The organism is Crocosphaera sp. Alani8 (genome assembly GCF_038442745.1).
Classification (GTDB): Bacteria; Cyanobacteriota; Cyanobacteriia; order Cyanobacteriales; family Microcystaceae; genus Crocosphaera.
Genome location: NZ_JARVCN010000103.1, coordinates 1 through 10,357, shown reverse-complemented (window position 1 = coordinate 10,357; position 10,357 = coordinate 1). Strand labels below are relative to the sequence as shown.

The 10,357-nt window shown below is 38.2% G+C and carries 8 protein-coding genes; 2 read left to right on the top strand and 6 right to left on the bottom strand.

The annotated features are described in order from the left end of the window. Positions 1-204 precede the first annotated feature (204 nt). The 4 genes from P9B04_RS07520 to P9B04_RS07505 all read right to left on the bottom strand — a co-directional run bounded on the left by P9B04_RS07520 (position 205) and on the right by P9B04_RS07505 (position 4,682). Positions 205-1,395 (bottom strand): FAD-dependent monooxygenase, encoded by a 1,191-nt coding sequence (locus P9B04_RS07520; protein WP_342054377.1) that lies wholly within the window; start codon positions 1,393-1,395, stop codon positions 205-207. 16 nt (positions 1,396-1,411) lie between these two features. Beyond that, the gene (locus P9B04_RS07515) at positions 1,412-1,822 is read right to left on the bottom strand and encodes a hypothetical protein (protein WP_342054376.1); all 411 of its coding nucleotides are present in this window, start codon (positions 1,820-1,822) and stop codon (positions 1,412-1,414) included. Positions 1,823-1,945: 123 nt separating this feature from the next. After that, entirely contained in the window at positions 1,946-2,932 is a 987-nt protein-coding gene (locus P9B04_RS07510) for a methyltransferase domain-containing protein (protein WP_342054375.1), read from the bottom strand. Positions 2,933-3,014: 82 nt separating this feature from the next. After that, entirely contained in the window at positions 3,015-4,682 is a 1,668-nt protein-coding gene (locus P9B04_RS07505; protein ID WP_342054374.1) for a glycosyltransferase family 39 protein, read from the bottom strand. 79 nt (positions 4,683-4,761) lie between these two features. Here P9B04_RS07505 and cofH point away from each other — a divergent pair, with 79 nt between their 5' ends. Both cofH and P9B04_RS07495 read left to right on the top strand, forming a co-directional pair. Then, positions 4,762-5,913: a 7,8-didemethyl-8-hydroxy-5-deazariboflavin synthase subunit CofH gene (gene cofH / locus P9B04_RS07500; RefSeq protein ID WP_342054373.1), complete on the top strand. Its 1,152-nt coding sequence runs from the start codon at positions 4,762-4,764 to the stop codon at positions 5,911-5,913. A gap of 154 nt (positions 5,914-6,067) precedes the next feature. Next, positions 6,068-7,228: an FtsW/RodA/SpoVE family cell cycle protein gene (locus tag P9B04_RS07495; RefSeq protein WP_342054372.1), complete on the top strand. Its 1,161-nt coding sequence runs from the start codon at positions 6,068-6,070 to the stop codon at positions 7,226-7,228. A 22-nt stretch (positions 7,229-7,250) separates the two neighbouring features. Here P9B04_RS07495 and P9B04_RS07490 read toward each other — a convergent pair whose 3' ends face one another. After that, positions 7,251-9,767 carry a DNA gyrase/topoisomerase IV subunit A gene (locus tag P9B04_RS07490; protein WP_342054371.1) on the bottom strand — a complete coding sequence of 839 codons (2,517 nt, stop codon included), beginning with the start codon at positions 9,765-9,767 and terminating at the stop codon, positions 7,251-7,253. Between the two features lie 184 nt (positions 9,768-9,951). Then, the gene (locus P9B04_RS07485; protein ID WP_342054370.1) at positions 9,952-10,257 is read right to left on the bottom strand and encodes a hypothetical protein; all 306 of its coding nucleotides are present in this window, start codon (positions 10,255-10,257) and stop codon (positions 9,952-9,954) included. Positions 10,258-10,357 lie beyond the last annotated feature (100 nt).

The window sequence follows — 10,357 nt, the reverse complement described above, 5'->3', positions numbered from 1 at the left end:
GACATCTGCCTATTCTAGCTTATAAAGGGTATAACAAGAGCGGATTTGGTATCAGTTATCAGTTACCGTTGGTTACTGTTGACTTTTTCTCATTCCCCATTTCCTTATACCTCATATTTAAATTCTCACAACTGATGACTGATTACTATATTTAAGACAAATGTAAATAATGCTAAAAAGTCTTATATATCAAAAATATAGCAATTAACCATTAATACTGCCAACATCGTAATTATAAATCCAAGCTGTTTTTTGATTCAGTAAACTAGGAACAGTAGCCGAAACTAGACCCAAAGCAAAGTTCCTAATAACCGCTTTTACTCCCGAAGCATGGAAAATGTTGGCGTTATTTTTTGACACTTGTTGAACTTTTGTTGTCCGTTTAATTCGGTTTTCTTGATACTTAATAAAAGCTTTTTCCACTTGCTTTTCACTTATCAAATATTGAGCTAAAATGTAGGCATCCTCTATGGCCATAGCTGCTCCTTGAGCCTGAAAAGGTAGCATTGGATGGGCAGCATCTCCTAATAATGTGACTTGTCCCTGTGACCAATAAGGGAGGGGTTGATGGATAAATAAACCCCATTTGTAGCAAGGTTCGGGACTTTTTACCATATCCTCTAAAATACTGATAAGTTCTTGAGACTGATTGGTAAATTCTTGCGCTATGGTCTGTTTATCCCCAGGAATACTCCAACCTTGTTCGTTCCAGTTAGCATCCTTAACAACCAAAACCAAATTAAGCCAAGGGGTTGAGTTATTTTGACTACCGTTAGGATAAACAACAACGTGATGATTTTCCCCCATCCAAACCGTCGCTTTACCCCATAAAGAGCGATATTTATCTTGAAAAGGTAAGATTGCTCTATAGGCTGCGTAACCAGCGTATTGAGCTTGATTTTGAGGAAAAAGCGATCGCCGAACTTGTGAACGAACCCCATCTGCTGCTATTAACGCGCTAGTAGTTGTGGATGCAAAGTTTTGCCACTCTAAGGATATTTTGTTGTCTTTTTGTTGGTAGGATTCTAAACGATGGGAGAAATGAATTCTGCTTTTATCTTGAATAGAATCGAATAATAATTGGTGTAAGTCTGCCCGTCTACACTGATAATAAGGTATGGGATTGTTAAGTTGCCATTTTGCTAAAGTTTTATCTGAGTTAAACGATCGCAACTCAAAACCAGAACAAAGATGAGATATATTTTCTAGCTGCTTTTCTAAACCTAATTCCCACAAAACTCGAACCACATTGGGACTAATTTGAATCCCATATCCTAAAGCTTCAAAAGAGTCTGCTTGTTCGTAGAGTTGAAAATTAAGACCTTTTTTCTCTAAAGCAACAGCTAAAGTTAAGCCGCCAATACCAGCACCAATTATTGTAATTTCCTCTTGCATAATATGTTTCTAAATTTTAAATTCTCATAGATTCTTGTACCAATTCCCTGACTAAAGCTACTTTACCGTAACGGGCATCGATTTCTAGACCTCTTATTTCTATGATACGGTCTTGATCTTGTAATTCATAATTAACTGTTTCGTTAGGTAATAAAGACAGACATCGAGTAAAAATATCTGAGCGATTTTGTTGAGGAATGAAGTTTTTTTCTCCCATAGTGAGAACAAATTGATTGAGAAAAGCTAGTTCCCCGGTGTTATTAATAATAGCGGCAGGGGTAGAAAGGGTATCACACCATCTCACCGCCAAAAACCACTTAGCATCACTCAACCGATGATAAACTTTATCGGGTTTAGGATGAGGAAAAACTTTATAACCAGACTCGACGGAGATAATTGTACCACCCAAAAAACCAAACATTGTCATGCTTTTAACCTTAATCTAGGACAATATTCTGAAGATTTCTCAAAGAATAGGGACTGAATAACCTTTTTTCAGCCCCCATTCCTCGTTACATCTATGTTAGTTCATTAGTTGGTACTAAATTGTTTAAACGTTAACCGTTTCGCTTTTTGTTGTCTGGGTTGATTGGGAGACAGAAGGAGATTTGACTGCGCGGAACATTCCAAAACGACATAAACCGGCACCGAATCCCACTCGCATTAACAACATGGTAGGAACTTCTCTTAAAGATTTAATAAATCCTGAGAAACCGAATTTAATTAAACCTTTTGGTCTGACTATTCCTTGCCAAATAGATTCTAACCAAGATGGGAGGGTTTCTTTTGTCCAATCTGCTGTTACAACTTCCCCTTCAACTAATCCTGTTTCTGCGATTTGTTCGGAAAAGCCTTCTATGCTAGAAAATGAAGGGTGTGACCATTGGTCTAATAGTTGACGCATGACTGGTTTTTCCCAGAAATTAAGGGGCTTCTTGCGATCGTCTCTTTGGTTCCAATCTGCTACAACTAAGATACCACCGGGCTTTAAAACTCGCATCATCTCGGAGGCATATTTAGCTTTATCTGGCATGTGGGGACCTGCTTCGATAGACCAAACCACATCAAAACTATTATCGGGAAAAGAGAGGTTTAAAGCATCGTCCACCTGGAATTTAGCGGTGACACCTTCGGGGGTTAACTCTGTACCCCGTTGTACTTGTTTGGGACTAATGGTGACTCCTGTTGCCTGAAACTTGTATTCTTTGGCTAGAATACGAGTGCTTCCACCGATACCACAACCAACGTCTAGGAGGGTTGTGCCTTCAGGTAATTTGTCTAAACCGCCCCATTTAACCATTTCGTGGACAAAATCGGCTTTAGCTTCTAAAAAATCTTTGCGTCTTGGTGGTGAACCGTAGTGGCCTAAGTGGATGTGTTCACCCCAGTAAAATTCTAAAATTCCGTCTTGAGTCCATTCGTCGTAGGAGGTGGCTACTGTGTCGGACGACTCATAACTGCGAGGTGTCAAAAGATAGACGATAACGCCTATCACTAGGAGTGCAACGATCAATCCAAGCGTATAGTATAGGTACATCTATGAAACCGTAATATTTATTTACAATGGTCTATCTATAATATCAATTTTTGCCACAGAAGGGATCTCAATTACATTTTAGTTAGGTTTGAGGTACGGAGTCAGATTTTTTTTCATAAACATTTACGTTGAAATTATCTAACTTCCAGGTTCCCACTAATCTTTGAGAACTTTGCAGACTATAATCTTGCTCGAGGACGGTTTTAACCTCTTGTTTTTGTTGTTCTGTACTGGGTTTTCCCCAGACAGGACGTTCGCTATCTAACCACAAAATTCGTTGGTATTGTTGAGATTTTTTATCTAAATTTTGTTCTAAAACAGGAGATAATTGAGCGGATTTTTGTGCTAACAAGCTAATGGGTGAAGTAGTGGGAAGATAATAAGCTAACCTTAATACATGACCCCAGGCTTGGGAATTCATAATAATCAAGGTAGGTGTATTTGGCTGTTCATCGATAATGTCTGCTACGCGATGAAACATTTGACGAGAACGCAAACTGAAATCGGCGATATTGATACTCAGATATATTACTAATAGGCTTAGAATAGCGACATTTTTGAACTTTATACCTCCTTTTTTCAAAAAAGTAGTTAATAGTAATAAGCAACCAGGTAAGACAAAGATTACAGAACGACCAAACCCGAATGCTATAGTAAATTTTCTGGTAATAATGTCTAAGAGTAACATTAAAAATAGGGGAAATAAACCTAACAAGAAACTAATGATTAGTAATTTTTTTTGGTTATTACGCTGTAATTTATAGCCACAATAAATGAGACCAATAAAAACAAAAACTCCTGAAATAGTCACTATAGTATTTGGCAGAATGCTTGACCAATCACCAACTAATAAGTGAATACCTAAAACATCCAAAAACTCTTGCAAGTGTCTAATTATGGCGGCTAAAAAACTACCTTTACTAGAGAATCTTCCTAAGTCGGCATTTCTTAATTGTTGTCTCGTTCCCCACCACACCCAAGGAATTGTAATAATAATACCACTGATTAAATACAGAGCATATTGCCACCATTTTCGGCGATCCAAATATAAAACCAAGACAGCAAACACTAAAAAGAACACAGCAAAGTAGTAAAATGTCATTAATCCGGATGCTGCGGACAAAATTAACAACGCTGTCCAAAAAATCTTAGTTTTTTTATTGTTCTTTTGAGGATTTTCTGAAGTGTTTAATAAGATCAATTCAATCAAAGACCAACTGCTTAATAAAACCCAAAATACCAATGAACAATACATTCTGATATTTAGAGAGTGGAATAAATAATAGGGGTTTAATCCCAACAATGCCGCAAATAATAAACCCCCTTGTACTCCTAATAATCTTCTGCCTAAACCGTAAGCACACCCCATAGAACCCAAACTAAATAAAACAATGATGCTCCGCATTGCTGCTTCAGAATTACCAAACAATCTTAGCCAAAAATGCTGCTCTAAAAAGAAAAGAAATGGATGAGGCTCTGCGACTAATCCTTTCAAAAACTTTTCTAGAGTTGTGAGAAAATCTGAGAAACCATTTTCCAAGGGAAGGCTTAATAAACTGGTATAATTAGCGAGTATAATAGGAACATCTTTAGGATTTTGATATTGTGATTTTTTACCAGTGGATAATAGTAAGGATAGGACTTCATCGTACCAAAATTCTCGGCTACCGAGATGTGCAACCCTAATAAAGACAGCACAAGCAATTGCGATTAAAAGAATAATCTTAATAGTTTTTGTCGAAATTTTCATTAATTAACCTTTTTAAAAAATCAGATGTTTGATACAATAAAAGGGGAATACTTATTTATTTTTTATTTTATCTACTCCTGTGATTAATCAAATAAAAACAATAAAAAATATTTTAGAAGATGTAGAGAACAATCGGGAACTATCAGAAACCGATGGGGTTACTCTTTTATCTCAAACCGATGAAACCACAATTAATGCCATTCGTCAAACTGCCGATAAACTTCGTCAAAATCAGGTAGGAAACACCGTAACCTACGTTATTAACCGTAATATAAACTTTACCAACATTTGCGAGCAACACTGCAACTTTTGTGCCTTTAGACGGGATACAGGAGATGAAGGAGCATTTTGGCTAAGTACAGAAAAGATTATCGAAAAAGCCTCAGATGCCGTAAATAGAGGGGCAACAGAAATTTGTATGCAGGGGGGATTAAACACCGAAGCAAAAGTAAACGGCAGTTCTTTACAATATTATCAACAGTTAATTATCAATTTAAAACGAACATTTCCTAACCTCCATCTACACGCTTTTTCCCCTCAAGAAATCCAATTTATCGCTAGGGAAGATAAAATTAGTTATAGGGAGGTAATTATAGCTTTAAAAAATGCTGGTTTAGGCTCAATGCCAGGAACAGCAGCCGAAGTCTTAGACGACAAAGTAAGACGGATTATCTGCCCAGAAAAAATCCTTACTCAAACCTGGTTAGAGATTATTAGCCTAGCTCATTCTTTGGGTTTATACACCACTAGCACCCTATTATCTGGACATATTGAAACCCCCGAACAACAAATACAACATTTAAGTCATTTAAGAACCTTACAAAAAACTGCCATCCACAACAATTATCCAGCCAGAATCACAGAATTTATTATTTTACCTTTTGTGGGCAAAGATGCACCTCCAGCCCTAAGAAGGCGTGTTAAAAGAGAGCAACCGAGTTTAAAAGATACTTTATTATTAACTGCAGTATCTCGAATTTTCCTGGGGAAATGGATACCCAACCATCAGCCCAGTTGGGTAAAATTAGGTTTACATGGCGCAACAGAAGCCTTGAGATGGGGTTGTAACGACATCGGTGGAACCCTTATGGAAGAACATATTACAACAATGGCAGGGGCAATGGGAGGCACTTGTATGGAAGTAGAAACCTTACAAGAAGCGATCGCTTCCTTGCCGCGTCCCTATAAACAACGAGGTACTTTATACAAGACTGTGAATTCGGCGATCTAGAAAAGGTAAGTGATAACTGGTAACTGTTTACTATTCACTAATAAACTAAATACTTTTGGGGAACCCTTGACCATGTTTTCTCATCTCCTACTATTAAACTATCAACCCCAGGACAAGAGAAAGTTATGCCAACTATTGGGGTCAAAAAAGATTGATGTTAAGGTACTTTATCCCCATTTTCGAACCTACAGTACAAGATTGGTGTAGAGAAGCCCGCTTTTTACGCTGGTTAACCTTTTTGTGGCTATCTTTAGGATTAATTGCCCTGTTTTCAGCTTCTTATCCCGTTGCATTAGCAGAAACTGGCAACGGTTGGTATTACATAATCCGTCAAAGCATTTGGATTTGGATTGGATTGCAGGGCTTTAATTTAATTGTGCGATCGCCTCTACAATACCTAATTAAATTGGCCCCTTTCTGTATGCTGATCCTATTGGGATTAATTGTGTCAACATTAATTCCAGGATTTGGCCACGAAGTATATGGGGCAACCCGTTGGATTAAATTGGGTCCAGTTTTGATCCAACCCTCAGAATTAATGAAACCTTTTCTCGTTGTACAAAGTGCCTACATTTTTGGCTATTGGGATCGTCATTCTTGGGGAGTTAGACTGCAATGGGTGGGAATTTTTGGGGTAATTTTAGCTACGATTTTATTACAACCCAATTTAAGTACCACTGCCTTGTGTGGGATGAGTGTTTGGTTAATCGCTTTAGCTTCGGGTATTCCTGCTATGTATTTAACCACCACTGCGTTAGGGGGTTTATTAACCGCTTTCATTAGCATCAGCTTACGAGAATATCAGCGTAAACGGATTACCGCTTTTCTCGATCCTTGGGCCGATCCTTTAGGAAATGGTTATCAGTTAGTCCAAAGTTTAATGGCGGTGGGATCGGGACAAATTTTCGGGGTAGGTTATGGACAGTCTGGACAAAAGTTGTTTTATCTTCCCATTCAATACACAGATTTTATTTTCTCTGTTTATGCCGAAGAATTTGGCTTTGTGGGTAGCATTGTTTTACTCTTATTACTATTAACCTACGCCACTTTTGCTTTAAGGGTTGCAACTAACTGTTTGCACCGCGTAAAACGTTTAATAGCTATTGGTGTAATGGTGATGATGGTGGGGCAAGCGTTGTTAAATATTGGTGTCGCCACAGGGGCTTTACCTACCACTGGTTTACCCTTTCCTTTATGGAGTTATGGGGGTAGTTCTACCCTAGCTAGTTTAACGTTAGCCGCCTTATTAATTCGGGTAGCTAGGGAAAGTAATGAAGCAGATATTCTTCCGTTGAAAAAGACAGTTAAGGGTTAGGGTTAATGCCTTCTTGATCATGTTAAATTACATAATCAATGACTTCTTGATTAGATAGTTTAACCAAGCGATCGCCTTGACCATCTTTCCCCCAAACTTTCACATTTTTAGCTACTAAGTTGATGCTTTTCCTTTGATTAGTTAATAAAGTAACCTGCTGTGAGTCTGATACTGTAATCATCCCCAGTAAGCTATCAGTTTTCTGGGCAAATTGTAAGGCTTGTGTGCCAATATCACCTAGTTTTGTTCTGCGTAAACCGGCAATATTTAACCGTTTACCATAGCCAAATTTAGACACTAATAAAACTGTCTTATTTTCACCAAGAGTAACACAACTGATAATCGTTTCTCCGTAGCGTAATTTTAGTGCTTGATTTCCTTGTGCATTGCGGCCCATAATGGGTATAACTTCATCCACAATGGGGAATCGTAATACCCTACCACTGGACATGGCGATCGCAGTTTCTTCCCCTTCTTTTGTCAGGGAAATATACTCTAAATAATCATTATCTTTCAGTTTGATTAAAACTAATCCTCTATTAGTCAACCCTTCTAATTCTGATAATTGAATTCGTTTTATTTTTCCTTGATTTGTTAATAACAATAAATCCTTATTTTCTGTATTATCTGATAAGAAGAAAACGGAGATAACTTTTTTACTATCTCGTTGTGCGCTTTTGGGTAACAAACTCAATAGAGTAATGGGTTGAATATTAATGGGAGGAACATCGGAAACATTTACAGGGTAAGCTTTACCAATATCAGTTATGACAACAAACTGCTCCCTATTTTGAATAGGCTGACTGTAAATTGAAATATGATTATCGGGAACTTTATCATTAGGCGATCGCCAACAAATTGTCTCCCGATGAGTCATCTCTAAAATAGCTTCTTGGGGAGGAGTTTGGGGAGTAAATAAACTAAAAGGTTGAGCAACTATTTCTGTTTCTTGGTTAGATTTTGAAGTTATTTTATCTTGACTTTGGGTTGCTTTCTGAGAACTTGAGGTTGATTTGGATGGGCTTTTTTCTACGGAAGGTTTAATGATACGAGTACGTCTTGCATCTCCGTATTTACGTTTTAGCGATCGCAGTTCTTTTTTGAGGACTTTTAAGAATTCGGGGCGGTTATTTAACAAAGTTTCTAACTCATTAATTCTCCCTTCTAACTCATCGTATTCTGCCTGTAACTTCTGTCTTTCTAACCCTGTTAAACGACGCATGGGCATGGCTAAAATACCGTTAGCTTGTGCTTCACTCAAATTCAATTCTTGTTGAAATTGGGCTTTAGCAGTGGTACCATCAGCAGCATGACGTAAAATATCAATCATGCGGTCTAAATCGTTAAGTGCGATTAATAATCCTTCTAAAAGATGTAACCGATTACGACATTCTTGTAACTCATGATTATATTGACGGGTTAAAGTATGTTCTCGAAATTTAAGAAACTCTTCTAACAGTTGACGGAGAGATAATTGACAGGGTTGATTCTCCACCAAAGCTAACATAATTGCCCCAAAATTTTGTTGTAGGGCAGTTTTTTTGTACAATTCCCTAAGAACTGTTTTTGCAACAGCATCCCGTTTCAATTCGATCACCACTCGCATTCCTGTGCGATCGCTTTCATCACGAATGTCGGCGATACCGTCTAATCTACCATTGTTGACTAAATCGGCGATTTTCTCGATCCAAGTGGACTTAGTTACCTGATAGGGCAATTCTGTGACAATAATAGCTGTTCTTTCTTTACGGCGTTTTTTCCCCACATCCATGCGTTCAATTTTCACCACTCCACGCACCGGAATGATCCCTTTTCCATGACGATAAGCTTCTTCAATACCCTGAGTTTGCATAATTTCCCCACCGGTGGGAAAATCGGGACCAGGGATAATCTTCCATAATTTCTCGTCCGATAACTGAGGATTATCGATTAATGCTATTAAACCATCCACCACTTCTCCCAGGTTATGAGGGGGAATATTGGTGGCCATTCCAACAGCGATCCCAGTACAACCGTTAAGCAGTAAATTAGGTAATTGTGCTGGCAATACGACCGGTTCTTGTTGAGAATTATCAAAATTACTACTAAAATTGACGATTGCTTCGCTGATCTCTGTCAACATAGCTTGATCAGCTATGGGAGACAGTCGGGTTTCCGTGTATCGCATGGCAGCCGGGGGATCGTTATCTACCGATCCAAAGTTACCGTGGCCGGCCAACAAAGGATAACGACTGGAAAAATCCTGAACCATCCGTACTAAAGCATCGTACACCGCTTGATCCCCGTGAGGATGGTATTTACCCAACACATCCCCCACCACGCGGGCACATTTTCGGAAAGGGCGATCGGGGGTTAACCCTAATTCGTGCATAGCGTAGAGAATACGACGGTGAACCGGTTTGAGTCCATCTCTGACATCTGGGAGGGCCCGCCCCACAATAACACTCATGGCATACTCAAGATAGGAACGTTGCATCTCTGCGTGTAACGCTGTGGGGATAATTTCACCGTTTCCTACGAGTTGTAACTGTTTTGCCATAAGTTTCCTTTCCTGTTGAGTTAATCAGATTGGAGAATGTCCCTATTAATTACCATACATCCCTTGGGTTTTTTGACAAGTATTTTTAGGGTACACCCTCAATCGTATATTTATAGCAGAACTTTGGTGTGGAGTGGGGAGTGTAGAGAGTCTGGAGAGCGTGGGAGGGATGGAAGACTAATTCCTATTTGTCTAATTTTGATAAGATTTCATTCCATTTAATTTTGTGGATAACTTGTAATTCTTGATCCAGTTCAACTAATTTTGAATAATTATCTAAAAACTTTTCAGTTGATGTTATTAGTCTTAAGTAATACTTTAAAGTGGGAATAGTTCCATTGATAATCATTTGACAGCCATGACTATCTCTAATGATTTTAATTTCTTGTTCTATTAAGAGAGAGTCTAATTCATTAATGTTAGCTGAAGAAAAAATACAATACCGCCTTGGATTAAATTTAATTATTTTATCTTTGGCAATACGAATCATTTGTATATCGATGGGTTTTCCTTGTTTAATTTCAACTGCTTCTACTAGAGTATCTTCTCAAAAAGCCAGGGGTCACTCGCTGCGAAAACTTAGGCCAAAC

What these genes read in the sequence shown, in the direction of transcription:
- P9B04_RS07520 (WP_342054377.1), bottom strand. Translation starts at nt 1,395, where the DNA reads ATGCAAGAGGAAATTACAATAATTGGTGCTGGTATTGGCGGCTTAACT.
- P9B04_RS07515 (WP_342054376.1), bottom strand. Translation starts at nt 1,822, where the DNA reads ATGACAATGTTTGGTTTTTTGGGTGGTACAATTATCTCCGTCGAGTCT.
- P9B04_RS07510 (WP_342054375.1), bottom strand. Translation starts at nt 2,932, where the DNA reads ATGTACCTATACTATACGCTTGGATTGATCGTTGCACTCCTAGTGATA.
- P9B04_RS07505 (WP_342054374.1), bottom strand. Translation starts at nt 4,682, where the DNA reads ATGAAAATTTCGACAAAAACTATTAAGATTATTCTTTTAATCGCAATT.
- P9B04_RS07495 (WP_342054372.1), top strand. Translation starts at nt 6,068, where the DNA reads ATGTTAAGGTACTTTATCCCCATTTTCGAACCTACAGTACAAGATTGG.
- P9B04_RS07490 (WP_342054371.1), bottom strand. Translation starts at nt 9,767, where the DNA reads ATGGCAAAACAGTTACAACTCGTAGGAAACGGTGAAATTATCCCCACA.
- P9B04_RS07485 (WP_342054370.1), bottom strand. Translation starts at nt 10,257, where the DNA reads ATGATTCGTATTGCCAAAGATAAAATAATTAAATTTAATCCAAGGCGG.